Origin of the sequence: Pusillimonas sp., from assembly GCF_044464525.1 — a bacterium.
GTDB lineage: Bacteria > Pseudomonadota > Gammaproteobacteria > Burkholderiales > Burkholderiaceae_B > Pusillimonas.
Genome location: NZ_JBIQLE010000004.1, coordinates 127,231 through 150,821 on the forward strand (window position 1 = coordinate 127,231; position 23,591 = coordinate 150,821).

At 56.5% G+C, this 23,591-nt stretch carries 23 protein-coding genes; 3 read left to right on the forward strand and 20 right to left on the reverse strand.

Annotated elements, in window-relative coordinates:
• Nucleotides 1-5: 5 nt before the first annotated feature.
• The 9 genes from ACIY1O_RS03715 to ACIY1O_RS03755 form a co-directional block, all read right to left on the reverse strand.
• A complete protein-coding gene (locus ACIY1O_RS03715; protein ID WP_397473733.1) occupies nt 6-947 on the reverse strand; it encodes a pirin family protein in 942 nt (313 codons plus the stop codon).
• Nucleotides 948-972: 25 nt separating this feature from the next.
• Nucleotides 973-2,559, reverse strand: coding sequence for an MFS transporter (locus tag ACIY1O_RS03720; protein WP_397473734.1), 1,587 nt, complete (start codon nt 2,557-2,559; stop codon nt 973-975).
• Nucleotides 2,560-2,619: 60 nt separating this feature from the next.
• The gene (locus ACIY1O_RS03725; RefSeq protein WP_397473735.1) at nt 2,620-4,467 is read right to left on the reverse strand and encodes an amidohydrolase; all 1,848 of its coding nucleotides are present in this window, start codon (nt 4,465-4,467) and stop codon (nt 2,620-2,622) included.
• A 49-nt stretch (nt 4,468-4,516) separates the two neighbouring features.
• Entirely contained in the window at nt 4,517-4,939 is a 423-nt protein-coding gene (locus ACIY1O_RS03730) for a DoxX family protein (RefSeq protein ID WP_397473736.1), read from the reverse strand.
• Nucleotides 4,923-5,228: a GNAT family N-acetyltransferase gene (locus ACIY1O_RS03735; RefSeq protein WP_397473737.1), complete on the reverse strand. Its 306-nt coding sequence runs from the start codon at nt 5,226-5,228 to the stop codon at nt 4,923-4,925. The genes ACIY1O_RS03730 and ACIY1O_RS03735 overlap by 17 nt, the downstream gene beginning before the upstream one ends.
• Before the next feature lie 71 nt (nt 5,229-5,299).
• Nucleotides 5,300-5,989, reverse strand: coding sequence for a hydrolase (locus ACIY1O_RS03740; protein ID WP_397473738.1), 690 nt, complete (start codon nt 5,987-5,989; stop codon nt 5,300-5,302).
• 143 nt (nt 5,990-6,132) lie between these two features.
• Nucleotides 6,133-6,429 carry a putative quinol monooxygenase gene (locus tag ACIY1O_RS03745; protein ID WP_397473739.1) on the reverse strand — a complete coding sequence of 99 codons (297 nt, stop codon included), beginning with the start codon at nt 6,427-6,429 and terminating at the stop codon, nt 6,133-6,135.
• Nucleotides 6,430-6,492: 63 nt separating this feature from the next.
• Nucleotides 6,493-7,149 carry a hydrolase gene (locus ACIY1O_RS03750; protein ID WP_397473740.1) on the reverse strand — a complete coding sequence of 219 codons (657 nt, stop codon included), beginning with the start codon at nt 7,147-7,149 and terminating at the stop codon, nt 6,493-6,495.
• Between the two features lie 555 nt (nt 7,150-7,704).
• Complete coding sequence (locus ACIY1O_RS03755; RefSeq protein WP_397473741.1) at nt 7,705-7,929, reverse strand: hypothetical protein; 225 nt, start codon at nt 7,927-7,929, stop codon at nt 7,705-7,707.
• A 116-nt stretch (nt 7,930-8,045) separates the two neighbouring features.
• Here ACIY1O_RS03755 and ACIY1O_RS03760 point away from each other — a divergent pair, with 116 nt between their 5' ends.
• The 3 genes from ACIY1O_RS03760 to ACIY1O_RS03770 all read left to right on the forward strand — a co-directional run bounded on the left by ACIY1O_RS03760 (nt 8,046) and on the right by ACIY1O_RS03770 (nt 9,952).
• Complete coding sequence (locus tag ACIY1O_RS03760; RefSeq protein ID WP_397473742.1) at nt 8,046-8,348, forward strand: type II toxin-antitoxin system HigB family toxin; 303 nt, start codon at nt 8,046-8,048, stop codon at nt 8,346-8,348.
• Nucleotides 8,349-8,351: 3 nt separating this feature from the next.
• Nucleotides 8,352-8,723 carry a helix-turn-helix domain-containing protein gene (locus ACIY1O_RS03765; protein ID WP_397473743.1) on the forward strand — a complete coding sequence of 124 codons (372 nt, stop codon included), beginning with the start codon at nt 8,352-8,354 and terminating at the stop codon, nt 8,721-8,723.
• 248 nt (nt 8,724-8,971) lie between these two features.
• Entirely contained in the window at nt 8,972-9,952 is a 981-nt protein-coding gene (locus tag ACIY1O_RS03770; RefSeq protein WP_397473744.1) for a site-specific integrase, read from the forward strand.
• On the opposite strand, the gene lysC is transcribed toward ACIY1O_RS03770, so the two are convergent.
• The 11 genes from lysC to ACIY1O_RS03820 form a co-directional block, all read right to left on the reverse strand.
• The gene (gene lysC / locus ACIY1O_RS17505) at nt 9,949-10,191 is read right to left on the reverse strand and encodes an Rz1-like lysis system protein LysC (protein ID WP_487047366.1); all 243 of its coding nucleotides are present in this window, start codon (nt 10,189-10,191) and stop codon (nt 9,949-9,951) included. The two genes, ACIY1O_RS03770 and lysC, sit on opposite strands and share 4 nt — an antisense overlap.
• Nucleotides 10,109-10,408 carry a hypothetical protein gene (locus ACIY1O_RS03775; RefSeq protein ID WP_397473745.1) on the reverse strand — a complete coding sequence of 100 codons (300 nt, stop codon included), beginning with the start codon at nt 10,406-10,408 and terminating at the stop codon, nt 10,109-10,111. Before ACIY1O_RS03775 ends, lysC begins: the two co-directional genes overlap by 83 nt.
• On the reverse strand, nt 10,401-10,934 hold the full coding sequence (locus tag ACIY1O_RS03780) for a lysozyme (protein ID WP_397473746.1): 534 nt from the start codon (nt 10,932-10,934) through the stop codon (nt 10,401-10,403). Before ACIY1O_RS03780 ends, ACIY1O_RS03775 begins: the two co-directional genes overlap by 8 nt.
• Nucleotides 10,934-11,293: a hypothetical protein gene (locus ACIY1O_RS03785; RefSeq protein WP_397473747.1), complete on the reverse strand. Its 360-nt coding sequence runs from the start codon at nt 11,291-11,293 to the stop codon at nt 10,934-10,936. The genes ACIY1O_RS03780 and ACIY1O_RS03785 overlap by 1 nt, the downstream gene beginning before the upstream one ends.
• A gap of 28 nt (nt 11,294-11,321) precedes the next feature.
• Nucleotides 11,322-13,079 carry a phage terminase large subunit gene (gene terL / locus ACIY1O_RS03790; RefSeq protein ID WP_397473748.1) on the reverse strand — a complete coding sequence of 586 codons (1,758 nt, stop codon included), beginning with the start codon at nt 13,077-13,079 and terminating at the stop codon, nt 11,322-11,324.
• A 41-nt stretch (nt 13,080-13,120) separates the two neighbouring features.
• Nucleotides 13,121-13,435: a hypothetical protein gene (locus ACIY1O_RS03795; RefSeq protein WP_397473749.1), complete on the reverse strand. Its 315-nt coding sequence runs from the start codon at nt 13,433-13,435 to the stop codon at nt 13,121-13,123.
• A gap of 200 nt (nt 13,436-13,635) precedes the next feature.
• Nucleotides 13,636-14,043, reverse strand: a complete 408-nt coding sequence (locus ACIY1O_RS03800) for a tail fiber assembly protein (protein WP_397473750.1) — start codon at nt 14,041-14,043, stop codon at nt 13,636-13,638.
• Between the two features lie 8 nt (nt 14,044-14,051).
• Nucleotides 14,052-15,611, reverse strand: coding sequence for a phage tail fiber domain-containing protein (locus tag ACIY1O_RS03805; RefSeq protein WP_397473751.1), 1,560 nt, complete (start codon nt 15,609-15,611; stop codon nt 14,052-14,054).
• 83 nt (nt 15,612-15,694) lie between these two features.
• Nucleotides 15,695-20,236 carry a transglycosylase SLT domain-containing protein gene (locus ACIY1O_RS03810; RefSeq protein WP_397473752.1) on the reverse strand — a complete coding sequence of 1,514 codons (4,542 nt, stop codon included), beginning with the start codon at nt 20,234-20,236 and terminating at the stop codon, nt 15,695-15,697.
• A 71-nt stretch (nt 20,237-20,307) separates the two neighbouring features.
• Nucleotides 20,308-22,776: a hypothetical protein gene (locus tag ACIY1O_RS03815; protein WP_397473753.1), complete on the reverse strand. Its 2,469-nt coding sequence runs from the start codon at nt 22,774-22,776 to the stop codon at nt 20,308-20,310.
• Nucleotides 22,777-22,784: 8 nt separating this feature from the next.
• Nucleotides 22,785-23,591 carry a hypothetical protein gene (locus ACIY1O_RS03820; protein WP_397473754.1) on the reverse strand — a complete coding sequence of 269 codons (807 nt, stop codon included), beginning with the start codon at nt 23,589-23,591 and terminating at the stop codon, nt 22,785-22,787.

Genomic DNA, 23,591 nt, shown 5'->3' on the forward strand with positions numbered 1-23,591 from the left:
GATGCCTATCTGGTTCGCGGGGAAAGTAACGACGAGAATGACTCGTCTGGCAGCGGAATGAACTCTGCGTCGTCGGCATCCGGCAACTTCATCCTTCCCGCCTTCCAGTCGGATGCAGCCTGAACAAGCCGCTCTTTTGAAGATGAAACGAAGTTCCAATAAATGAAACGCTCTCCGACGGGTTCGCCGCCGAGCACCATCACGGCCGAGGGCTCCAGGGCCGTCACGCGAGAGGTAGAGGCGTTCAGAACGAGCATCCTTCCGCTCTCGTAGCGCGTACCAGCCAGCTCTACCGCGCCGGAAGCGAGGTAGATGGCACGCTCTTTGTGTTCACCCGGTATTTCGGCGGTTGCGCCCGGGCTCATGTCAAGGTGGGCGTAGAACAACGGCGAGTGTGTTTCGACGCTGGCCGTCAAGCCATAGGCGCTGCCCGCGATAAGCTGCCCCGTCACGCCGCCCTCGCTCCATGTCGGAAGGCCGCTTCCGGAATGATGTGAGAACGTCGGGGCAGTTTCCTCTAGCTCGGTTGGAAGCGCGACCCAGGCCTGAATGCCGTGCAGGTGATCGCCCTGCGCACGTGCACGCTCGAACCGCTCGCTATGCGTAATACCGCTGCCCGCGGTCATCCAATTCACTTCCTGCGGCCGGATAGCCTGCTCGTAGCCGAGGCTGTCTCGATGCATCACCTCACCGGCAAACAGATAGGTCACTGTTGCTAGGCCGATGTGCGGATGAGCCCGGATGTCAGCGCTTTTATCAAGGCCTGGCACAAGATCGAGTGGCCCTATATGGTCGAAGAATATGAAGGGACCCACCATGCGCCGCTTGGCAAAAGGCAGAACGCGGCCGACTTCCATGCTGCCGCCCAGGCTGCGACGTCTCTGTTCAATGACTTCTAACTCGCCCGCCGCGGGACGCTCGGGGCTCTGTGTAGGATTCGATTTCATCTCGTTCGCCTTTATTCACACAGTATTAGATTGGCCGCAACAGATGGCGGACTATTGGTGGCTGATCGCCGATATGGAACGCATTCAACAATTTTTGATCCAGTGCATCGGTATGGGTGATCCTGGCGTGTTGGCGCTGATGCTCGACCCAGCTTTCGACGACGAACTCCTCGATCACTCGGCCGGGCTCTGCGACGTCCTCCCAGACATCCCAACGGATCGCGCCGTCGCGATAGCGCGTTCCGCGAAAGTTGCGCAAGGCAGCGGTAAACGCCGCCTGCCGCTCCGGAGCTACCCAGTACTCGATCTCGATCAGCACGGGGCCGCGATCATGGGCAAGCGGGACCGCGACGACAGGCTCAGCCCAATGGTTAGAGGGGGCCAGGTCGGCGGCGGAATCCTCGGGAAGCCGCCAGCGCAGGGCCATTAAGATCGCTAGCGCTTGGCCGATGGCCGCAATAGTGAGCGCGCCAGAGACGCTCGTGTTACTTGCCAAAGTGCCCCACGCGATACTTCCCCCGGTCATGGCGCCTTGAAAGACCAGAAGATAGACAGCAAGCGCCCGCGCCTTGACCCAGCCCGGCGACGCCATCTGGGCAGCAACGTTCAGCGAGGTAAGCATGCCGATCCAGGCCAGACCTGCACCGAACATCACTGCGCCGGCCAACCAAACATTGGGCGCCAACGCCAGCGCGAGCGTCGCAACCGCGAACAGGCACGTCGCCCAGATCGAGATAGCGTTGGACGAGGCCATCTTGCGCAGTTTCTTTAGCAGCAAAGCACCAACCACGGCCCCCACACCCATGCAGCCCAGAAGCGCCCCATAACCCGCCGCATCCAGGCCCAGCTCGCGACGACCCACCAGCGGCAGCATCGCCCAGAGCGCGCTGCTGAAGAGGAAGAAGCCCAGGGTACGGATCAACACTATCCGCATCGCCGGAGAATGTCGTGCATAGCGGTAACCGGCCCGAAGCGCACCGAAGAAATGTTCGGGCGGCAAGCTATGTACGGTCGCGGTTCGTTTCCATGTGGCAAGCACGATCAGTACTGCCAGAACTGACACGGCGTTAAGGGCGAAGACCGCCGGGATACCGGCTATCGCCACAATTATCCCGCCAAGCGCCGGACCAATGGCGCGCGCGATGTTGACGCCAAGGCTGTTAAGCGCCACTGCCTCGGGTAAAGCGGGCTTGTCAACCAACTCTGGAACAATCGCCTGAAACACCGGTGCGCTCAGGGCTGCGGCAACGCCCAGAACGAAGGTGGCTGCAAGCAACACCCAGGGAGTGGTCACTCCTTGCAGCGTCAGAAAGGCTAGAACGGCTGCGGCGGCAAGGCCAAGGCACTGTGCGGCCAGCATCATCTTGCGCCTATCGACAATGTCGGCCATCGCACCGGCTGGCAGCGCCAACATGAACATCGGCAGTGTCGTAGCGGCCTGCACCAGCGCCACTAGCAAGGGGCTGGGCGACAGCGCGGTCATCAGCCACCCAGCGCCGACATCGTGCATCCAGGTGCCGATATTTGAAATAATCGTGGCTATCCACAGCGCCCGGAATACTGGGAAGCTCAGCGGCGGCTTTGCCGTAGCAGTCATATCAAGGGTAGACATCTTGGCTCCTTTCGAGGGCTAAACCGACTCGTCGGCAGCTTAAAAATATTTGCGAACGCATTACACCGCCCAGCATCCACAGCCGAAAGCGCCCCAGAATGCTCGGGTGTCGGCGACAGGAACACTCGCACCAAGCACAGCAACGTGGTCGTGTCCATGAACGGCGCAAGCACTGGCGCAGCCACAATGGAGCGTTAGGTTGGCCCGCGCCTCTGGTCGGTAATAGCCGCCGAAGGTGGCGACCGGTGACCAGTCGGGCATCGCTGCGGGAAGTGCCGGAGCAAGCGGGCCGTAATCACCCTCGCCATGGACGACCCTGCCGCCCAACACTGTCAGAACCGAGCGAAGATGCACGATTTCGGCCTCGGGCACTGAGTAATAATCGTCCGACAACAGCGCCAAGTCGGCCAACTGCCCGACCTTTATCTGACCCTTCTTGCCTTGCTCATTGGAAAACCAAGTGTTTGCTTCGGTCCAGAGCCTGAGCGCTGTTTCGCGGTCGAGCCGGTTCGCAACGGGGTAAAGCCGCGTACCGCCCAGGGTCTGTGACGTGACCAACCACGAAAGACACACCCAAGGGTTGTAGCTGGCCACTCGCGTTGCATCGGTACCGGCTCCAACGGGCAGACCCGCCTCAAGCATCTTCCTGATCGGTGGAGAGTTCTCGGCGGCCTTCGCACCATAGCGCTTAACGAAGTATTCGCCTTGATACATCATGCGATGCTGAACCGCAATTCCGCCACCTAGCGCGGCGATTCGATCTATCGAGCGGTCGCTGATCGTCTCGGCGTGGTCAAAGAACCAGTTAATGCCTTGCAGCGGTACGTCTCGATTCACTTTCTCGAACACGTCGAGGGCACGGGAAATTGTCTCGTCATACGAAGCATGCAGCCGCCAGGGCCAACGGTTCTCTGCCAGCAGGCGGATCACCGGCTCGAGGTCAGCTTCCATGTCCGGCGACATTTCGGGCCGTTCCACACGAAAGTCTTCAAAATCGGCGGCCGAATACACCAGCATTTCACCTGCGCCGTTCAAGCGATATGAGTCGTCACCTTGCCCTGGTGTGACCTGCTTTGCCCAAGAGGCGAAGTCAGAAAGTTCTTCTTTCGGCTTTTGAGTAAACAGGTTGTAACTGACCCGCACGGTCAGCTGACCCTCAGCATGCAGCTTCTCGATGACAGCGTAGTCATCGGGATAATTCTGAAACCCCCCGCCTGCGTCGATGACCGAGGTGACCCCTAGACTATTAAGCTCGCGCATGAAGTGTCGTGAGGAGTTGAATTGGTAGTCGGGATCCAGCTTCGGCCCCTTGGCCAGCGTCGAGTAAAGAATCGTCGCATTGGGCTGCGCCAGCAGCAAGCCTGTAGGGTTGCCGCTTGAATCGCGAACAATCTCGCCGCCGGGCGGATTGGGCGTGTCCTTCCCATAGCCGACCACACGCAACGCGGCGGCGTTCAACAATGCCCGATCATAAAGATGCAGGATAAATACCGGTGTATCCGGGGCGACCGCGTTCAATTCGTCCAGAGTCGGCAAGCGCTTTTCTGCAAACTGCTGCTCGGTGAAGCCGCCCACCACGCGCACCCATTGCGGGGCAGGCGTGCGGTCCACCTGGCGCTTCAACATTGTCATAGCCTCGGACAGAGAGGGCACGCCATCCCAGCGAAGTTCCATGTTGTAATTCAATCCACCCCGGATGATATGAGTGTGACTATCGATGAGCCCTGGAATCAGGCGCCGACCGTTCGCGTCGATCACGTCCGCCTCAGGTGCAGCGGCGCGAATTTCGGCGTCCGTACCAACGGCGATGAATTTTCCGTCGCGTATGGCGACTGCTGTCGCCAACGGATTGCCTCGGTCGAGCGTCGTGACCTTGGCGTTGATGATAATCAGATCTTTCTGGAACATCCGGTCCTCCTTGCCTGTTTGGCAGATTTGGAACTTGCGACGAGTTGCGTCAAAGATTGAGTGATGAGTTCCGCACGAGATCCAGCCATGCGACCAGCAGGAACCCCCCAACGAGACCAAAATGTTCGAAAAAAGCATTCGCGTTTGCGTGCCTGGCCTCGCCGGCTGGTTGCTCCCAAAATCGCAGCGCAATCAAGGTGGACATAAGCGTGAACCCGGCCAAGGTCAGCGCACCCAGCCAGCGCAGGAAGCCCGTCACCACCATCGCAGAGGCAAGCAATTCCAGCGCTATCACCAGAACGGCGAACAGGATTGGCGGATTCAGGCGAAAGTGGGTCATCTCAGCAACGGCACCAGGGAAATCCGTCAGCTTGACTAATCCGCCCTGGATATACGCGGCGCAGAGCCCGAGGTGCGCGAGAAATAGGATTACAACCGAGAGAGGGCCTTGGGGCTCAATGCTGAATGACATCAGACCACTCCGGGTGCTTTAACGACTGCGCCCGCACAAAGGGGCAAAGTGGCACGATGCGATACGCTTTAGCCCGAGCATCCGCGATCAATGCCTTGACCAGCACCGACGCCGCGCCCGTGCCGCGCAGCGCATCGGGGACATAAGTGTGATCTGCAATGACTAACGCATCGGAGACCTTGGATATGGCCAGTTCGCCCTCTTCATCAGTTCCATCGATACGGGCGACAAAGCGGCCCTTGTTGGCTTCATCTTCGTATGAAATTCGAATTGCAGATTTCTCGGTCATTTTCTGTCTCCATAGACATGAATGGATTGGGGTGCTGACGCCACAGTCGGGACACGCTACCGCAGGACTACTCAGACCGCCGGATTCGGGCCGATGGTCTCGCCGTGCTGGGTACGCTCTGGCGCCTTGTGAACCATGGTGTACGCGTAATCAACGCCGAAACCGTAAGCGCCCGAATGCTCTTTCACGATGGCGAGCGTGGCGTCATAGGTCTTCTTGCGGGCCCAGTCGCGCTGCCATTCCAGTAGCACCTGCTGCCAGGTCACCGGCACCACGCCGACCTGCATCATCCGGTCCATCGCATATTGATGCGCTTCAACCGACGTGCCGCCGGAGGCGTCGGCCACCATGTAGATTTCATAGTCGGTATCGTTCAGGCACGACAGTGCGAAAGATAAATTGCAAACTTCGGTCCAAAGCCCCGAGACGACCACCTTCTTTCGTCCCTGCGAGGCATTGGCAGCCAGTGCATCACGTACGTTTTGGTCGTCCCACGAATTCATCGAGCTGCGTTCCAACAACTTATTCTCTGGGTAGACCGCCAGTAGTTCCGGATAAGTATGACCAGAGAAGCCCAGCGTCTCGACCGTTGTGATGGTCGTGGGCACGTCGAAGACTTTGGCGGCTTTGGCCAAGGCGACGACGTTGTTCTTAAGAGCCTGGCGATCGATAGACTGAACGCCGAAAGCCATCTGCGGTTGCTGGTCGATGAAAATAAGCTGACTGTTCTTTGGGGTCAGCAGTTCGAGTTTGTTGGACATGGAAAACCTCTCTTGAAGTTTGGTGCGCAAGATACGCCTGAAGGGGACATCGTGGTATGGACAGACTTTCGGGTAGGATCAGCCTGCGGTGCCGGCTAGAGATTGTTAGCGAGCGTGATTGTCAGGAGCCATGAGTTCTGGAGTCAAACGACGCGCTTCAAAATATGCGCGAACTCTTTCTTCTCGACGTTGCGTTGGCCATTCTCGTGAAAGTGCTGGATGTGGGGGCCATGTTCGTGATGCTTGGACTGTGTCTCGGTGGAGGTCCACTCCTCGAAGAACACGAAGCGTCCGGGCTCGTCCCGGTCTTCGAATAGGTCGTAGCGGATATTGCCACTCTCGTTGCGCGACGGCTCGACGAGAGCAGACAGATCGCGCCGTAGCTCGTCCTCCTTGCCTGCCTTGGCCTTCAGACCTACTGCAATGAATAGTTCACTCATTTCCCATTCTCCTTGTCGGAATCAGGAGGTGGCCGAACGTGCAACATCGACCACCCTCACAGGTCAGACCTTGGCTAGCTTCTTGGCGGATTCCTCGGCGGCCTTTTCGACGTTGAAGCCATCGAAATTTTCGAAGACACCCATAAAACCTTGGACCGTATCTTTGCGTGACCAATCGCGCTGAAGCTCGCAGTACATCTGTACTCGGCTAATCAACCTCACGCCCGCCTGTTCCATGCGACGCAGTGCCGCCTCATGCGCAGCGGGTGAAGTGCCGCCCACCGCGTCAACCGGTACATAAACCTCATAGCCTTCCTGGATCGCGTCAAGGGCGGGGAAAGTCAGGCAGGCTTCGGTCCAAAGTGCAGTCATGATGAGCTTGCGGCGACCAGTCGCCTTGACGGCCTTCTTGAACTCGGTGTCTTCCCAACTATTGATTGACGTGCGGTCATAGGCCGGCAAGTGACCGAGCACATCCTGCAATTCTTGGATCGGGGGTTTGTTGAGTCCCGTCGCGACATTGACGGTTGAGTGAATGATCGGGAGGTTGTAATTCACCGCTGCCTTCGCGGTGCTTACAATGTTGAAGACCAGCTCGTCGCGCGGCATCGAGCGAATCGATGAAACCTGAATAGGCTGGTAGTCGATAATGATGAACGCTGAATTCTCGGGCGTCAGTAGTTGGTCGGTCTGGGGATTGCGGATCGTTTCACTTGTCATGATGTCCTCTGCTGTTGACTCAAGCACACTAGTGCCTAATTGAGGTATCACTATCTCGTAAACGACCATCCACTAATTGGACATATCTGCTGTTATGGAAGATTCGTGAGGTTGATTTTTCGCTGCTTAGCGATAGGGGAGCTCAGGGCGGTCAACCGGTTACTGCGACGCACCAGAATTCACGCATTTGCAGTCGAACCAAGGAGGAGCGCATAGACCTTGGGAAGATACGGTTGGATATCAAACCGTAAACAATGTCTGCTTTGTACTCAAATGAGGTGGCGCGTCAGGAGGGTCTCGAACCCTCCAGAAAGCTAGAGTTTATGCGAGTCTCCGGCCCCTGTGTGGCAAAATCGTGTCATTCCTCTTACCTGCTAAGCCTAAAATGACCTAAATCAGCCCGCCACCGAGCGGGCTTTTTTGTGCCATAAATACTGTATATATTTACAGAAAAATAAGCACCATGAAGCGGCGCCCCGCTCACCCTTCCCCAGCTACGCGAAATCCAATAGCGCAATTTGAAGAGCAAGGACGCCATGAACCTACTGCAAGAAATCAAGCGGCTGCATCGCTTTCTGATCGATGCCGAGTGGTACGCGCTGGAAATGCAGGCGTGCGTGCCCTAGGCCTTGTACGATCCTCACCTTCCTTGTTGGCCTGCGACAACGACTCGGTGGCCGCTTCGGTCTTCTCGGCGGCGGCGGTCAGATTCTCAAGGTCTTTCTTGGCCTGCTGCGCCTTACGGCTGTCGATTTCAAGCTGGAGCTGTGCGATATCCATGCGACACCAATAAAAAAGGCCCTGCCTAAGCAGGACCACAACTGAAAAAGCCCCGCAAAGCAGAGCGAAACAAACAAACTCTTGCAACAGTCCCAATTTGGGACTAAAGTTAACCCATGCGAGTGATAGCGATCAGCACCTTACGTCAGTTCTGGGAAGAACACCCTGCCGCCGAGCAGCCAATTAAGGCGTGGGTGGATGAGGCCAACCAGGCAAATTGGGCCCAACCATCTGATATCAAGAAGCACTATCGAAGCGCCAGCATCTTAAAGAATCGGCGCGTGGTGTTTAACATCAAAGGTAACGATTACCGCTTGATTGTCGCTATTGCGTACCGCCTCGGCATCGTCTATGTGAAATTTATCGGCACCCACGCCGAGTACGACAAAATCAATGCCGAAACCGTAGAAATGGAGTAATTCATGCAAATCCGACCAATCCGCACCGACGCTGACTACAAAGCCACTCTAAAAGAGGTTTCGCACCTCATGGAAAGTGATCCCGATCTTGGTACGCCAGAAGGTGACCGCCTGGATGTGCTTGCTACCTTGGTACAGGCTTACGAAGCAAAGCACTACCCAATTGACCTGCCTGATCCAATCGAGGCCATCAAGTTTCGGATGGAACAAGCAGGCCTGACAGCTAAAGACCTAGAGCCAATGATTGGGCAGCGCAACCGCGTCTACGAAATACTGAACCGTAAGCGTGCTCTGACGCTGCCCATGATCTGGAAACTGCATCAACAGCTTGGGATTCCAGCAGAGAGCCTGATAAGGCCGCCTGCACATGCTTAAAAATAGCCGCGCCAGGCGGTTTGAGCGCAGCCGAAAACTGCGGGACAAGTACCGCGACCTTTTCCGCCGTCAGCGCCTTGCGCGCTGTCTAGCATGTCGTAGTAGCTATATAGGAGTAAGTGGCGCGTCAGGAGGGTCTCGAACCCCCGACCTCAGGCTTAGAAGGCCCGAGAATAGCTAATGTTCATGCGCTTTTCAGTGGATTCGTGTACCATTGAGCACAGTTTGAGCACAGTGAGGGAGAGACAATGGCGACGGTCAGTAGCTACAGGGGAAAGTGGAAATGTCAGGTCCGTAAGAAGGGCTACCCGCCACAGACCAAGACCTTCCAATTAAAGGCAGATGCAGAAGCCTGGGGGCGGTCCATAGAGGTTCAGATGGATCGAGGTACCTTCATGCCCGGATCAGTGGCCGAAGTGAAGCGGACGATAGAGACAGTCAAGGACCTTCTGGAGGAGTACGTAAAGAAGGAGTCAGTCAAGAAGGCGGACGGTGGTTACGCGGATCGGAACCGGATTAAGCCCTTGGTGAAGGAACTAGGCGCGTACAGCATCCACAACCTCAAGTCCCCTCGCCTCAAACAATACAAGGACGATAGACTGGCTTTAGGGTTTGCACCGCAGACGGTGACGCATGAGTTGAACATTCTGCACAGGGCCTACGTCGTGGCGGTCGAGGAGTGGGGAGTGAATCTCCGGGCACCCATACCTCGTGCGAAGCGGCCTATGTCCCCGGTCGAGCGAGACTACCGGATCACGCCCGAGAGCGTACAGGCGATCCGGGACAATACGGAGTCCCCTTTACTTGGCGACATCGTAGAGTTCGCCATAGAGACATGCATGCGGCGGGGAGAGATTGTCAGACTGGACTGGGATCATGTGAACCTGAAAAACCGGACGGTACTTATCCCCGTTACCAAGAACGGTAAGAAGCGGACCATCCCGTTATCCAAGAAGGCCAGGGACATCCTCATGCGTCAAGAAGGTCGATCCGGCTCTGTGTTCGGTATGTCCCAGTACTCAATCTCCCAGGCGTTCAAGCGGGCCGTGGACAGGTGCGAACTCGGGCACCTTGTATTCCACGATACCCGCCACGAGGGGATCAGCCGTCTGTTTGAACGCGGCCTGAATGTGATTGAGGTGGCCCGGATCAGCGGTCACAGGACCCTAAGCCAACTGGACAGGTACACCCACTTGGATGTGAAGCACCTCGCCAAGAGGATTGGCTAGGGCTTGAAGAACTCCCGAAGCGCGGCTTTATCCGCGTTACAGTCGTCCAGGGCCTTCCGTTCCCGGAGTACGTAGTCAGCAAGACGTCCATTCGTTCGGTCATTAGGGGCCGCAGCATGAGGACAGTCCCGGAGTAAGTCGTCCGGAGGCACCCGGTTAACGGGTACCGAACAGGCTGTTAAAAACAGGATCAGGCACGCGGGCATTAGCCCAGTCAGGATTGTCCTGTAGCGCGTCATGTAGGTCCTTTGATTGTTTGGCGTATTGCTCGTTCAGCTTCTTGAGCTGATCGGCTTTGACGTTAAGTGCCCGATTTGTGGACTCGATGGTGGACTGGGCCACTAGGAGTTCGTTCTCAAGACGGTCCACCTTCCCGGACATAACGTGCCATGTGGCAAAGCCCGTCAGAGCCATCAGTAGGACCACCACGGCACCGTAAGCGATTGCCTTACTCATGGTAGGCTCCAGTTGCGAATAGGCGCTTCTCGGCCATCCGCCGGGTATACAACCCGTAGCAGTTATTGGAACGGATACGGCAGTCAATGCTCACCCACTTACCGTTCCGGGTGCGTGTCACATACACCCACCTGTCGAATTGCTTGATAGCCCCTACCCTGTCCCCATCCCGAAGCATCCGGGCCAGAGTGGAGGAACAAAAGGCACCAGTTCCCACGTTAAACGTGAAGGACACCAGCGCATCAAATTCGTGTTGCTTGAGGGGATACTGGCCGGAGCATTCGAGGACTGCGTTTGCAGCCTTCTGACTGTCCTTGGCAAGCCATGCTTCGCACATGGCGGGAGTAGCTACAAGACCCTTGTGTACGTCTGGTCCTGTGTGCCCGACGCAGATCGTGGGTACAGACCACCCATGCGCGGGGTCCGGGTAAGCCGAATACGAAGTCCCTTCATGGAACCCGATGAAGCCCAGGCCCGCAGCGGAGACGGCCAGCGCCCCCGCTACGATCTTGGTCCGAAGGGACATTACTCGACCGTCCCAACCTCTACACGTACCAGCTCACTCACCTCGACTACGGCAATACCCGTAACGTCAGTTTCGGTTTCCAGATCGTGAACGGTAATGGACTGACCATCCACCACAATGGCCTGTGTGGGGTCTAGTTCGCCGCCACCGATACCGACATCCGAACCGCTACCACCAGCGGCCTTGTCCGCCGCATTCGCACATTCGATGAAGAAGTCGCGGAGAGTTTGAGCAGTTTCAATCCCTGCGCTACCAGTCTGAGCGACCAGCTCAACTGCAGAGATAGCCTTTGCACAATCCAGGCGAAGGCGGAAGCCATTATTGATGATGCCCGGAGACATCAGGTCTGCATAGTTCATGTTATCTACCTTTGTATTGAACTCGGCGTCATCTACGCCATTTATCGAACATTGAGCCGCCTTGCCTCCCGGCGCGGGGGCCTTGGGTCATGCGGTTGTATCCGAGGGGGTTCTTCTTCCACTCCTCGAATTCACGCTTACGCTGCGCCTCGATAGCCCTTTCTTGGTTGACCCCGAGCACTTGGGTCCAGTACCGAACGGCACCGGCCAGAGCGTCAATACGGTCATCGTGGGTGAGAGCGTGCTTCTCGCGTGTAATGCTTTTGATTTGATTGAGTAGGCTGTACGACACCCGCTTTTCGTTGGGGTACTTGACGAGGCTGTCCGCCTCGTTGCGAGGGATGTCGTCGTTGAATATCAGGGAGCCTCGGGCGATTACGGGTTCCAGCACATCAATGATGCGCAGCTCCTTTTGACCCGCTTCCCAAACCTCCTCAATCGCACACCCTGCCCCCAATGATTGCGGATACTCCGCCCGTAGGATGGGAAGCCAGGAGTGCAGATAGGCACCATTACCGAAGTTCTTCTCGACCCGTATACGGTTGACCTTCCACTTCTTTGCTACTCGTGCCAGGAACTCGAATCCGGATACCGAGTAACCGCCTGGAATACCAGCGCATTCGAGTACCCATATCAGCCCGTTCAAGAAACCCACGACGGCATAGCCCGTTTCGTCCCCGTTCTTGCCCCCACCGGCCGGGTCCACATGCATGACGACGCCTTGAAGCGCCGCACGCTCCTCGGACATGGCCGACGGTACGTTCAGGGTGTAAGTCCGTCCGTTTACCTCGTAGCGGATCGTCTCGTGTTCCAACATGCCGGGTGTGACAGTGAGCGGGAACTGGTCCCCAATGATCCGCACAGACATAATCTTGTGCAGCCTCAAGGGGAACCTGTCGGCGTCCGCCAGCGTCGTGTTCAGCATGTGCTGGAGCTGGAAGTAGCTTGGACCTTGATCGGCCTCTTTTCGTTGTAGGAACTCCTCTGTTCCTGCCGGTAGCTCCGTGTCTACGGGCTGCCCTTGATCGCCCAAAAGCCCACCGCCAGTCATGAGCGACGGGTCCTCCTTGATCCTTCGCAGGATCAGCGGAGCCAGGGTGTCCCCATAGTTCGCTAGTTGTGCCTTAGTCGGGTACCGACCGGGCCAAACACGAACCGTGTACCCCCGGCCAGGGAGGGTGTTGTATATGGAGTTAACAGACTGGGGCGTACCTAGGTAAATAATGCGCCCTGTCTCGCAGATTGAGGGGAAGTCCCGAGTTAGATTCAGGAGCTGTTCCCGCTGATGTTCAGTCTGCGAGTTCTTGGCAGACTCTACGTCATCCGCAATGAGGAGGCCAGCACGCTTACCCTGGAGGTTTGCAGTGATACCCATACAGGCCACGCTCGGGGATTTATCCACACCTTTGAGGCTGTGGTGAATGTCAAAGGACTCTACCGAGGTCCTGTCCCCTGCCGTGCGGTCGGGTCGCATGCACTCCAACTCGTCCATAACCATGATGATTCGGACAATAAGTGTGGAGACTTCATTCGCTTGCGTACCGCCTGCCGACGCAACGATGACCCGCTCCCAGGGATTGTGAAGCAGAAACCAGACTGCATAAGCAGCAGTAATAGTTGTCTTGGCCTGCCCGCGCTGGGCCTGGATCATCAGGTAATGCGGGCCGTATTGCAGAAATTCTGCGATGTCGTCTTGGATGGCTGTGGTCTTGAAGCCCAGCTCCTCCATGACATCGTGCAGGAACGGTACAAAGGTCGGGTACGCCTTCTGTACCAGCTCCAGCATTGCCCATCTTTTAAGTGCTAACTCCGGGGATTCCCGGCGACTCATGCAGTCCGGCTAATCCTTTCAATTACGTCGTCTGCTTCCTCGTCGGTCAGCTCGACAGTACTCTCGGACTTGACCAAGCGCAGACTCGAACGCTTACGTGCGCGTTCCTCCAGTTTCTCCTTCAACGCCTGCATTTCGTTGTTATCTTCAATCGAGGCGGTAATCGAATTGTCCTTGAGGAACTTGATGGCGGCACCTATGTCTGCCGCACTTGCTTCATTTGATGTGATCCGTCGGGTAAGCTCGCGTGCTACTACGCCGTGGAGTTCCGACAGGTCATTAACCGTCGCCTTACTTATTTGGACCTCCATTTATCAATCCACATGCGCACATTACTCGTGGCTGCTGGCAGATTCTTGAGGGTCGATACTATTAAGTAGATGATAGTGGCAATCCCTACCCAGTCCCCCATTGGAAGGCCCAGGTAGGTATATCCAGCACCGGCGACCCCAAGGGCCGTGCGAGTGCCAACCTCGGCGAAGTCGCCGGTACGTTCAATCATGTTGTTCCTTTAAATTGGCAGCGTAGGCCACTCAACCGTTTCAGGGAATCCCGGTTGCTGTGGTACGTCCAGCAAAAGCTGTCGATACGCTGCAATGGCTTCTCTTTCTTGTTCCGTAAAGGATGCCCAACGTAGAGGATTGGACACAATCAGGTCCAGCTCGTGAAGTAACTGGTCGCGCTCCGCATAAACCTCCTCTGCCATTCGCTCACTCTCGGAAGGACCTGTGTAAGGGGCGATTGGCCCGAATGCACCAGAAACAGCGGCATCATAAATATCCCTGCCGTACTGCATCGGGTCGTCCGCAGCGGCGGTGAACGGTACAGCTTCACCTAACTCGACGAAGAACACGTCCATGTCGATGGCTGTTTGGGCGGCATTTGAATATCTGAGGTTGCTTACCGTGGTGTAATTCATGCTTTTCCCTATGCGTAGCGCAGCCAAGTGCAAGAAGAAAAGGTAACTCCATCAAAGGAGCGGGTACATGTCCCCATGCACCTCCACGACCCGCTAACTGTCGATGTTGGAGTCGATCCTTGCGTTAGCAGATTGCTTCCTGCCACAGTGTTCCCTGCGACATAAGTTGTGTTTACATTCTTGGGACAAAGGGTTGCATAGCTCCCCACTGCTCCAAACGCGAGTGCCGCCGTTTTAGCGGGCACATCAGAGGCAGGGAACGTAGAGGGCTTGCCGGTAACTTCACTCCAAGCGGGCCAACGAGTGCAATATGCGGGGGCGCCCGTAATCTGGCTCCAGGCGTGCGTATGACTCGACGGGGCAAAGGTCGAAGGTTTGCTTGCGATGTCACCCCATGCGATAGCCAACGCAGCTTTGACCTGGGCCGGTGTGGAGGGTCGTAAATAATCTTCCCCAAGGTTTCCAGTTTGGGTGTAGATATAAGTGATGCTGGAGTTGGTGCTTGTGTAGGTCGGCCGGAACAACCGTGCCCGGATGTCCCCGGCTGAATCGCGCACTACCGGCGTATTCGGTGCATCGGTGGTGGTGAACTCGTCTTTCTTGTAGTACAGGTCATCGTGATCGTGAACGTCCGGGGCGTAGTCCCCGGCAGGCTGCTTACCCTCCACTTCGGTAGCCAGTTGCCCCAACGCATCCTGCACGTTCGTCGCAGTGATTATGCCTTCCGGCTCTACCAGTACGTTGGATGCCGACTGACCGTCCTGAACTAAGGATAGGGCCTCGGCTGCATCTGACATGGCCTGTGTTGCCTTGGCGTCCACACCATTGGCGACTTCAAGAGCGTCCTCAGAGTTATCCAGAGCCGATTGCGCCTTACTGTCGATCCCCGAAGCTACGTCTAGGGCATCATTCGCAATCTCTACCGCACCATTAGCAGTGGAGGTAGCGGTGTTCGCAATTTCGACGGCACTGCCTGCTGTACTGACAGCCCCTTCCGCGATGTCTACGGCATCCTCCGCAGTAGACACAGCCTCTTGAGCGATGCTGACAGCACTATTAGCCGTGCTGACTGCACTACCCGCTGTTGCCGTAGCTGTATTCGCAATCTCTACAGCGTTCTCGGCTGTGAGCAGTGCGTTATACGAACGCTGGATCGCATCGTCGCTCGATGCTTTCGTCTCACTGAACCTGTCCACCATTTCAGCGGCGTTAAACACCGCTTGCTGGGCGATCTTGTCTAAGTTCTCCTCGTTCATTACCGCACCCGTCACGAAGTCCACTAGGGGTATGGCTTTGGGTGTGTCTCGGTAGACCACGAGGTAATCCCCCTCCGGTACCGGGGAGGAAAGTTGAATTGTATTGGGTCCTGATAGGACTACCGGGTTAATGTCGGTAGTCAGACCTGATGCGGAGTGATAAATGTAGGCTTTGACATGCGAAGGATCAATGTACCCGCCAGCGAAATTGAACTCATACGAAAGTTGAGTGCCACTGGAGAGTAGATATTGCATTGAGTTGCGCTGCCCGCCCTCACCCGCAGAGTTAATCCACTGGTCCAATTCGGCCATTGGTTCTCCTATGTAAGTGTCATGGTGGGTGCCGATAGAGCGACGCCGCATAAACAAAGGGCCTCCCGAAGGAGGCCCAGTGCTTACTCGTCTTTGAGTCGATTTATCATCCAAGTACCTGGGATTGAATTACCCCCAGGAAGTATCCGTAGGACCTTAGCTAGTTCGGCCCCGGTATCTTCTGTTGAACCTGTGATGATGTTGCCGATTCCATTGAGGGAACGGGCAGCATTGCTGATGTAGCCCATTGCAGCCACAGGGCCGGACCCCGCTTGGTACTGGTTTCCACCAAACAGGACTTCGCCCACACCAAACAGCTCGGCCCCGATACCGGACATATTGAAATATGTCAGCATGCCGTTGACCATCCGGGCCGGTGTTGTGTTGCGCTCGATGTACTCCTCGGCGTCGGAAGCGTTCATGCCCGAAGCGTTCAGCATAATGCGTGAGTAGTACAGGAGGCTGGACCATACGATCCCAATGGACATAGCCGCGTATGCATTGAAGTCGTTAATCGCAAGGTTTCGGCCTAGTTGCTTCTCCATTGCAGTCATACCGTAGTTATGGAACTGACCTACCAGCGAACCAAGTGCTGACTCGGTTCTCCACATGGCAGCTTCGCCAATTAGAGTCCGCTGGAACACCTGACTTGTGGCTCGGTGTATCGCTTCCACCAGCTTGTCGGCTGCGTACTGATCGTCCCATTTCTCCCACTTGAACGCCTCGCCCTCTTTCCGGTCCGGCTCGTATTTCTGAATTTGGGTCTTGATGCGGTCAAGCGCCTCCCGACTCAGGCCAATGTCTGCGAGTCGGGCCGGTGACATGCCTCCGTCCAACCCTTGAGCTGCACGCACAACATCCTCGGCAACCACTGGAAGGAACGCCTTATGCAGCGCCCGAGTGATTACGTTGGACCCATTAATCCAGGACACGAGCTGTGCCGAGCGTTGAGACAGCTTGAGCATCCGATTACCCATGCCACCGAGTACCCGTCCATTAGGCAGTACGTCGGCCACGTAGGATTGGATGCGGTAATCAGCCCCAATCATCCCAGGACCGTACAGGCGTCCTAGCTGCTTAACAAGGGGAGACTCCTTGCTGATGGCCCGTCCGAAAATCTTCGGCAGGCTACCCAGCCCTGTGGCGGAAATAACCGCTGACATATCCGCAAGCTGTGCAATACCCAGCTTACCTAGCATGGACGCATAGGTGAAGTTCCTCAGGGTTGCCAGCATTGGACTGTCGCCAATCACCATTGGCTGAAAGCCGAACGCCCTTCCTGCGAAGCGGGTTAGTTCGATGTCTATGGGACGTGCCCCTGTCTTGGTCAGCAGGGTAATCAGCGCCTCGAAGTCCGCATAGTCCTTAAACCCACGCTTCGCCATAGCGTTCTGACCAGCGAAGCGATGTGCGGTATGGGATGCAGTGGTCACGAGGTCGTGTTCCACGAAGTCCAGGAGGCGCACCCCGTCAACTTCGCGCAGTAAGTCGAACTCGGTACGGGAACGGTCATTGATGTGGTCCGCGAGGATTTCTCGGAATTGCTGTACGACATCGCGGGTCACGTTCTGCCCTTGGAAGTTCTCGTACATCAAGTCAGCGGCCATCGTCTCGAACTTGCCAGTATCCATCGCTGTACGGCTGTTGGGGTCACGGACTGACTCCTGCAGACGCATGTTCACTTGATGCTCGATTTGCTCCATCAGGCGTGCCCGAACAGCATCCACCTCCGCTGGGTCAGCACCCTTAGCCGCGAGTTCGGCCATGACTGGATCAATCTGCTTCTCGATGTACTGCTGGGTGAAGTTCTTCCGCAACGCTTCCCACGTTGCCGGGTCAGTGGTCTGTGCTGCATGGAACTTGCGCCAATCCCAGGTTTGAGGCATGAACCCAACAACCCCCGAACCAAACACCTTATCCGCATACGTTGACCCGTAGGCCCGACCGTCATCTACCATTTTGAACATCTGGTCGTCCAGGACCTTCGCCAACTTGCGTATGCCCTCGGGTGCGCTGGAAACGTACTTACGGCCCTGCTGGATCGCCATCCGGTGACGCAGGCGCTCCTCTGCCACTTCCGTAGACAGGCGGCGCATCCCTTTGGTACCACCAAGTAGATGATCCACTTTTTCCTGGGCAGTCATCAACGGGGTAGCAATCCGCTTGATCTGCTCCAGCGTCGTGTCACGATAGGAGCGGTACAGTAGGTCGTAGTGGATCGCTACGGAACCGTCCTCGGGTCGCCCCGCGCTGCCCAGTGAGTTCTCGAAGAACATCGCCCCTGTCTTGCGGGCTAGTTCGTTCGGGCTTGCGGACATAGCAACGCCAGGAGACACCGCCCAGTTATCCCAGCCTTTCATGAAGTCGGGACGGGATTCCAAGAACTTCTGACTACGGGCAATCTGCCCGGCCATGTTCGGGTCGATCCGGGCGTTAACCGTTTGGAGGCCCTTTAAAATAGCCTTCTCGCGTTCGCTTAGTGGGAGCGTGCTGACACTTCCTGGGCTGCGAGAGTAACGCGCTGCCATTGCCAGGGCATCATTCGAGAACAGCATATCGTTGCTATTGCGCACCGTGTCCCCGCGTGTTCTGCCGTAGGTGCGGGCGTGTTCAACCGAACCCTTGACATAAGCGATTGCATCCTCGACGCTCACGGCTAGGCCCCGGAATATCCGGACGTTCTCGCGCAACCAGTTGCGGACTTCCGAGATAATGCGCTTGACCAACGGTAGGTCTGGATGCTTCTCTACCAGATAACCTAGCGCCTCCTCCAGGCGAAGGTGATCCGGCGTGTCACCCGGTACTGCACGGAGGGCCGACTGAATGCGTACATCGTTGGAGTCCTCCAGCATTTTCATGATGCGCCCGTAGGTTTCTGTGCCCACGGCACGTTCCAGGCCATAGTGAACACCTACCTCGTGCATGACGAGGCCCATCGGGTTCTTAATTTCCTCGGGGGTTAGTCGGTCGCGGAACACATACACACGGTCATCGTGCGGGATGTACACAGCCTTCGCGTCATCAGGGATCGGGCTACCGTGCTGTCTCTGGTAGCTGGATACTGCCGCCAGATCGTCTGCACTGCGAAGCTCGGTAATTACACCCTGTTGATGCAGGTCCCGATATGCACGACTGTTCAGAGTGGGCTCTGGTTTGTAGCCTAACCGCGAGTTGAAAGCGTTTGCGGGGGCCAAGCGCGGTTCTTCCGGTATACCCTCGAAAGTCACTTCGCCTGACTCGTCCACTCGCTTCTGGATTGGTTTGCGTCCAATCAGACTTAATTCAGGTCCCCCAAAGTCTGCGATGTTGGTGGATACACTGCCGTCCCATCGCGGAACCTTATCCCAACCTGTCAGGCTCGAATCCCAAATCCGTTGGGAAACGTTATCTGTCGCCGACTGCACGGCTCGTGCAGCCGCTGACAACATTGGACGAAACTCGTCAGGGACCTCGACACTGGGGTCGGAATACAGGCGACCATCACTGCGAACCATGAGGCCACCAATCGTTCCCATTGCTGCTCCCAAGGAGGCATCCTGCAAGAGTGTGGACCAGCTAAAACGCTGGTTGTCAGCCGTTTCCAAGACCTGTCCAAATACGGCGTTCTCAATGCCGCCCGCAGCACCCGCCCGCGTAATCGTCGCCGCCCGGCCTATCTGAGCCGCCTTGCGTAACGCGGTTGCCGCCGCCGCTCCGGTTCCCAACGAGGCCATAATTCCAACGGGGTCCGCCATGCTGCCGAGCAACATACCCAGTCCGGGTCCATAGCCGGGGTTATTCGCAGCTCGTCGAAACAGGTCAACACGCTCCTGGGCGATGGTCAACCGCTCCGCGAAGTCGTCTGCATTACGGGCACCTATGACGTAATCCATCATCATGTCGTTGCCGTATAAACCCGCAGCCTGGATGCGCTGTTTGTTCTCCTCGGACATCGCGTTGAACTCGGGATCAAACTCCCCGCGCTGACTGACCTCGATCATCTTCCCTGTGATGGTGTTGTAGATCATCGAGTCAAGAGCCGTCTCAGCAAACCCGGCCCGCTGCTGCTCCAACGCGAGGCGACGTGCTGTTTCCGGATAGAGTGGTTCAAACTCCACTTCGGGTAATGTCGGAGGCAAGGCTGCCTCGCTAGTGTCCACAATACCGCTTTCATTCAGCGCGGCGAGGCGACGACTGGATTGCGTGAAAGCTGGGAGCTTGTCCGTTGCGGCATAGACCTCCAGCAACTCCGGATGATTGCTACCCAATACCTTGGCGGGGTAGGCTGCCGTCTCCGGGTTATCCCACTTCGCAGGGTCCCACCCGCCGTTATAAGCGCGTAGAGCATCTACCTTGTTCTTGAAGTGCGCTAAGTTCTCCCGTAGAACTTCCATACCCATAAACAGGGAGTCGTGAAAGTCCATCGGATCGAACTTGACATTGAATCGCTGCTCCAGGCTTGCCTGGGTCGTGGGCATAATCTGAAAGTCACCAAGCGCACCTGCCTTTGAAGGGCCTTTGTTTAGCCCCCTCGCGGATTCGGTATCCCAAACTCCTACCAACTCCTCGACGGTAAATCCCGAGTAATTAGCGGCCTCCTGTAAGGCCACGTCAAAAGGCAGTTTCTTAAATGCGTTGTAATCCATGACACCTTTTTGGTTGACAGTGAGCACCGGCGGCGAGGCTCAAAAGAACCTCGCCTGGGCTGCTCACTCAGTTATCTGTACTGTTCCGACAAGTGCGGGTAAGGGTCGTGTTGAGTCTCACGTACTTGTCTCTGCCACTCAGCGCGAGTCTTGTACAGGCTCTCTAACTCAGCAATGACCTGATCCGCTGTGATTACCACTGTCACCGGACGCGCATCTGGTCCCGGATTGCGCGGGATTCGATGAACTTGCAGAACTCCGCTGTCAATCGGAGTCACCGTCGCAGTCACGTAATCGGATGGATCAAACTTGTCTGGATCGGACTGCATCCGACCACGAGCGTCGAACACGTCCACATTCCCGGTAAAGGGAGTGAGGAGTGACAATGCATCGTTTGCTATACCCGCGACACGGTTCCCTAGGCGGTCAACGCTCGTCAGGTCTTTAGACATATCGACCGGGACCTTGCCAATCGCCTGGGCCATCGCCTTGTCGATTACATTGGTCAGCGCCTTCTGATAGTCCTCGGAGGCTTGGCTTTGGACGTTGGCCTTCTCTGACACTACCGAGAACATACTTCTGAACTCAGAGGCCGGATTAGGCTCGGTGAAGGAACCGTCCACGTAGTCAATCTTGGAGGAATTGCCAAACATGAGGCTGAATGCCAGAGGTATAGCCTCCTCCATCGACAAGCCATTACCCTTGACGAGACGGGCGGCAGTAGGAGCAAGTAGCTCGCCGAGACGCTGCTTGCTTGGCTCGTTTAGGTTGTAGCCGGTCAATGCCCCGGTCCCGAAGATGGGTAAGTTCCGCTGTAGGAACGTGTCCTCCCCCTCCAGGTACCGCAGAACCGCCTTACGATCCTTCGCTGTTGGATCGGCCTCCCAACCCCGAGCGATGCTCACACGCACCGTATCCAAGGCGTCACGGTCTGACAAATCCACCCCGGACTTAATCAATGCCGTCATCTTGGTTGCGTTAGTGGCTCCAATATAGTTGGCGAGGCCAGCAAGTCCGTTGGGTGCCTGGGCCATAGCGTGCATGTACTGTAAGTCCCGGAGCATTTCGTCCGACACCGCAATACCCTGCTGCAAGAAATTATTGGCAGAGGTAGTCATACGCATGGACAGGTCCTGGTCCAGCCACTTGCTTCCGTTGTTAGATACAACGGCCAGCTTGCCCAACCAGTTATTCAAACCTGATTGGTCGCCCGCTTGCTCCAGGTCCTCTCGTACCTTGCGGTATATGGATTGGACGTTCTCGGGGGCAATCTTGCTATGGTTCGGAGGTAGCGCCCCGTTGTTGTTCGCAGCAAACAACGCCGCAGTCTGTTGAGCCGCAGCATCTTGGTACTCAGCCTCCATCTTCCCGGCGTGTGCCCTAGCAGCAGCCTCTTGCTTCTCCCGGAACAACTGTCCTTTGTGCCATGCAGCCACCAGTGCCGCACGCTGATTGTTGTTAAATCGCGGTTCACTGGAGCCGGACTCGACGGCCCACTTCTCATTTGCAACCTCGATCCATGCATCCAGGGCTTCCAGTGTTTGAGGACCTGTGCCTTGTGACAGAGCAAGCTCAAGGCTCACCAAGTCATATGCATCTTGCCGGAACGCCGGGAGGTTCCTCTGGACCCACTGCGCGGCATAGGGTTCTACCTGTGTTTCCAGTTGAGTACGGACATTGAGCGGGAGCTTTTGGTACAGGTCGGTTTCTTTGAATGCCTCGACAATACCGAAGTTGCCCTTCATCATGTTGGCAGTTAGCGCCTGGGCCGTGGCCTTCTGCCAAGCGTCATGCTCCATACCCTCTAAGGGAGTGAACGCCTCTACTGCCCGAATCTTCTCCATTTCAAGCTGTTCAGGCGTGAAGAACCCAGTCTGTCCTAGCTTCTGCTGGTAAGCATCCCCCGCAGTCATCAAGTTATTCCCGAAGGCCAGATTATTCTGCTCCTGGATATACTTGTAATGCTGTTTCATGTGAGCGTTCATCATTGGCCCGAACTGCTCGGCCAGCTTCGCCTGGAGCATGGCGTCCATTACAGCATCGCCGGTATTACTTAGCTCTGCCGCCTGCTGAACCAGGAATGCGCGGGCTACGTCTGGCGGCTGCTGTGCTAGTTTGGGAAGTTCCTGGTAGAACTGTGCCTCGGCCTGATTCATAGCCCCCATGAGGGTCATTGCCTGGGCACCTTGCACAGTGGCCGACGGACCAAAGATGCGCGTGTACCAGGGCTGCTCCTTCTGTATCTCGATCAGTGTCTTGCCCTGGGCGACCTGGGCCATCCCCTCGAAATACTGCTTCTTCTTTGCGTCCTCAATAAGCGGCTGCAACATGCCCGAGGTGAGCTTGTTGAGCGCATCCAGCGTCTTGAGCGTAGGATCAGCTATTGCCCCGAAGTTGGAGCCGGGGGCCTGCGACGCCTGCGCGAACCCACTAAAAGAAGCCCCGCCCCCAGTGAGCCGGGTAGCGGGGCCTGTGCCTGTGTTCGCCGGTTCTTGAATAACTACCTTACCGTTCGAGTCCAGGCCGTAGTCACCTGCCATTTATTCTCCTAAGCCATATTGAAGTACTGGGTGGTTGCGCTAAAGTTGGACGAGCTACCCAAACTTCCACCTATCGCCCCGCTCGTGTTAATGCCTTGAAGGGCATTTTTACTACCCCAGGACCCCGCCAGACTTACAAGGTCCCCACTGTTCTGAACAAGGGTAGAAAGCAACGCTGTGCGGGTCGGACTTATGAAGTCACCAGGATTCAACGGAGCTTGAACCAGCGGGGCTACGTTGGTTCCATAATCCATTGATGCTAAGTTCTGTCCGAGGTCGAGACTGTTCACACTCGCACGCAACATACCGGCCTTCTGTAGGAGAGCGTCGTAGGTTACGTACTTCTCGTTGTCTCTAAGCTGAGTCTCTTGATGTCCCGCTGCAAGGGATGCCACGGAACGCATGATTGCTGCGCTGGAGCCACCCACACCACGAGCGGCGGACTCAGCGCGAAGCGCCCCGAGGTTGGCCGCAGCTTTCAGTTGTGCTGACAGCTTCCCTCGGGTCATCGCATCCAGGATGCGGTTCTGATTCGTTTCGAGCGCAGTCCACTGATCACCAAATGCCGACAGCTTTTCCCTGTTCGCAATGGAACGTTGGCTATTTTGTAAAGCTGCTTGAGCCGCAGCGAACGTATTGTTGGCCGTGCGGACTTGGTTAGCCGCGTCCGCGTTGGCCCTGTTTACCAGGTTCGATGCATCTGCGTTCGCTTGGTTGATTATGTTCTGCGCGTCAAACTGGGCCTTCTGGATATAGGATTGGTACCACGAGGTACCGAACCCTAGAACCATTTGTGCCGCTAATGCCCATGTCAT

Bases quoted from the DNA above. Each gene is read 5' to 3' on its own strand.
- ACIY1O_RS03715 (WP_397473733.1), bottom strand. From the start codon at position 947: ATGAAATCGAATCCTACACAGAGCCCCGAGCGTCCCGCGGCGGGCGAG.
- ACIY1O_RS03720 (WP_397473734.1), bottom strand. From the start codon at position 2,559: ATGTCTACCCTTGATATGACTGCTACGGCAAAGCCGCCGCTGAGCTTC.
- ACIY1O_RS03725 (WP_397473735.1), bottom strand. From the start codon at position 4,467: ATGTTCCAGAAAGATCTGATTATCATCAACGCCAAGGTCACGACGCTC.
- ACIY1O_RS03730 (WP_397473736.1), bottom strand. From the start codon at position 4,939: ATGTCATTCAGCATTGAGCCCCAAGGCCCTCTCTCGGTTGTAATCCTA.
- ACIY1O_RS03735 (WP_397473737.1), bottom strand. From the start codon at position 5,228: ATGACCGAGAAATCTGCAATTCGAATTTCATACGAAGATGAAGCCAAC.
- ACIY1O_RS03740 (WP_397473738.1), bottom strand. From the start codon at position 5,989: ATGTCCAACAAACTCGAACTGCTGACCCCAAAGAACAGTCAGCTTATT.
- ACIY1O_RS03745 (WP_397473739.1), bottom strand. From the start codon at position 6,429: ATGAGTGAACTATTCATTGCAGTAGGTCTGAAGGCCAAGGCAGGCAAG.
- ACIY1O_RS03750 (WP_397473740.1), bottom strand. From the start codon at position 7,149: ATGACAAGTGAAACGATCCGCAATCCCCAGACCGACCAACTACTGACG.
- ACIY1O_RS03755 (WP_397473741.1), bottom strand. From the start codon at position 7,929: ATGGATATCGCACAGCTCCAGCTTGAAATCGACAGCCGTAAGGCGCAG.
- ACIY1O_RS03760 (WP_397473742.1), top strand. From the start codon at position 8,046: ATGCGAGTGATAGCGATCAGCACCTTACGTCAGTTCTGGGAAGAACAC.
- ACIY1O_RS03765 (WP_397473743.1), top strand. From the start codon at position 8,352: ATGCAAATCCGACCAATCCGCACCGACGCTGACTACAAAGCCACTCTA.
- ACIY1O_RS03770 (WP_397473744.1), top strand. From the start codon at position 8,972: ATGGCGACGGTCAGTAGCTACAGGGGAAAGTGGAAATGTCAGGTCCGT.
- lysC (WP_487047366.1), bottom strand. From the start codon at position 10,191: ATGACGCGCTACAGGACAATCCTGACTGGGCTAATGCCCGCGTGCCTG.
- ACIY1O_RS03775 (WP_397473745.1), bottom strand. From the start codon at position 10,408: ATGAGTAAGGCAATCGCTTACGGTGCCGTGGTGGTCCTACTGATGGCT.
- ACIY1O_RS03780 (WP_397473746.1), bottom strand. From the start codon at position 10,934: ATGTCCCTTCGGACCAAGATCGTAGCGGGGGCGCTGGCCGTCTCCGCT.
- ACIY1O_RS03785 (WP_397473747.1), bottom strand. From the start codon at position 11,293: ATGAACTATGCAGACCTGATGTCTCCGGGCATCATCAATAATGGCTTC.
- terL (WP_397473748.1), bottom strand. From the start codon at position 13,079: ATGCTGGAGCTGGTACAGAAGGCGTACCCGACCTTTGTACCGTTCCTG.
- ACIY1O_RS03795 (WP_397473749.1), bottom strand. From the start codon at position 13,435: ATGGAGGTCCAAATAAGTAAGGCGACGGTTAATGACCTGTCGGAACTC.
- ACIY1O_RS03800 (WP_397473750.1), bottom strand. From the start codon at position 14,043: ATGAATTACACCACGGTAAGCAACCTCAGATATTCAAATGCCGCCCAA.
- ACIY1O_RS03805 (WP_397473751.1), bottom strand. From the start codon at position 15,611: ATGGCCGAATTGGACCAGTGGATTAACTCTGCGGGTGAGGGCGGGCAG.
- ACIY1O_RS03810 (WP_397473752.1), bottom strand. From the start codon at position 20,236: ATGGATTACAACGCATTTAAGAAACTGCCTTTTGACGTGGCCTTACAG.
- ACIY1O_RS03815 (WP_397473753.1), bottom strand. From the start codon at position 22,776: ATGGCAGGTGACTACGGCCTGGACTCGAACGGTAAGGTAGTTATTCAA.
- ACIY1O_RS03820 (WP_397473754.1), bottom strand. From the start codon at position 23,591: ATGACATGGGCATTAGCGGCACAAATGGTTCTAGGGTTCGGTACCTCG.